Origin of the sequence: Microtetraspora sp. NBRC 13810 (genome assembly GCF_030268685.1) — a bacterium.
Lineage (GTDB): Bacteria > Actinomycetota > Actinomycetes > Streptosporangiales > Streptosporangiaceae > BSRQ01.
Genome location: NZ_BSRQ01000098.1, coordinates 1 through 255 on the forward strand (window position 1 = coordinate 1; position 255 = coordinate 255).

A 255-nucleotide genomic window follows, 5' to 3' on the forward strand; every position below is an offset into this window, starting at 1 on the left:
CGCGTTCGACCGGCCCGTACTCGATGATCACCCAGCAGCCGCTGGGTGGTAAGGCGCAGTTCGGCGGTCAGCGTTTCGGTGAGATGGAGGTGTGGGCGCTGGAGGCGTACGGCGCCGCCTACGCCCTCCAGGAGCTGCTGACCATCAAGTCCGACGACGTCACCGGCCGCGTGAAGGTCTACGAGGCCATCGTCAAGGGCGAGAACATCCCCGAACCGGGCATCCCTGAGTCTTTCAAGGTGCTCATCAAGGAGA

1 protein-coding gene is annotated in these 255 nt (G+C 64.3%); it reads left to right on the top strand.

Annotated features, from left to right (window positions below; all coding sequences use genetic code 11):
- Positions 1-255: DNA-directed RNA polymerase subunit beta (locus QSK26_RS41610; RefSeq protein WP_285780879.1), on the top strand; the 255-nt coding region annotated here is incomplete at both ends.